Below are 1,138 nucleotides of genomic sequence, written 5' to 3'. Positions count from 1 at the left end.
CTTTTACTAAATTTAAAGGTGGCATACTAAATTTCAAAAAGCTATCCATAAAGTCTTTGCTCTTTTTACCATCTTTGTCTATCTCGCCAAAGAGTAGCTTTAACATTTTTAGATTGCGCTCCATCATCTTTTTAAATGATAGCCCGTCTTCTTGGTCGCTAAATTTATCAAGGCTTTGTCTGTGTCTTACATAATCTTGCATATAATCAGGCAGCATAGAGACAGCACCATCATCTGCTTTTGAGAAATTTATACCATAAGCCATTTGCCACATAGCATTAAAGGCATTAAATGACCTTTGAAATTCTTTTGCGTTGATATTTTTATCATAGCCGCCATATTTTCCTATCGCAGTGGTTTCTCCCTCGTATATGTCTAGGTTGTGATTTAGCACGCCAGCTATAAGACCGCCTTTGGTTATAGAGCCATCTTTGTTAGTATATTTCTCTCCATGTGGATCCATAAATATACCAATGACCGTGTTTTCTTTACCGCCATTTGCGTTGTTAAAGATGTATGTTACATTTTTTGGATGTATCTGCTTATCTGCCGCAATAGACAAAGAGCCATTATAAAAGAGCGTGCTTATGGTCTTTGTTGGCGTATGCACAAAGCTATCTTCTACCGCAGAATACTCACTAGCACTAGCATATCTTTTATCTACTTGCAGACTTTGACGATCATAAGAAAAACCTTGAGGGAAATTTCTTATATCATCTGCACTAAAGCTTTCTTTCGAATTTAGCGTGTCTTCGCCAACTACTTGAGCTAGCAACCTATAAGCATTGCCAACTGTTTTAGCTATATCGATACTTTTAAAATTCTTGATGTCTGGGTCCATTATGTCATTTGATCTGACTAAAGACTCTAGCGTGCTTGAGTGAATTTTATAATCACTTGGGATGCCAGCTTGCTTGTTAAACTCATCTGTAAAGTAGCCATCCTTATCTACCTTGTAGCCTAAAACTAAAGAGCTGGTTTGGTTTGTAGAAATTTTGGTTGATACCTTTATGTTCTGCTCTAAATTCAAGGGGTAGCTACCAAGTGCGTTTATCATTTTAGATCCTTTAAATTTAAGCCATTTTATTTAAAATTTGCTTCTTATCTATCTTTTGCATAAGCTCTAAGACATCTATGC

Annotated in this window: 1 protein-coding gene; it reads right to left on the bottom strand. The window is 36.2% G+C overall.

Annotated elements, in window-relative coordinates:
- Positions 1-1,057, bottom strand: a 1,057-nt coding sequence (locus Q0296_RS00200; RefSeq protein ID WP_298035589.1) for a Cj0814 family flagellar-dependent secreted protein, incomplete at its 3' end; no start/stop codon positions are given.
- Positions 1,058-1,138: the final 81 nt, after the last annotated feature.

Source organism: uncultured Campylobacter sp. (assembly GCF_937890585.1).
Classification (GTDB): domain Bacteria; phylum Campylobacterota; class Campylobacteria; order Campylobacterales; family Campylobacteraceae; genus Campylobacter_A.
The sequence above is the reverse complement of the archived record's forward strand: the minus strand, read 5'-3'. Positions and strand labels throughout refer to the sequence as shown.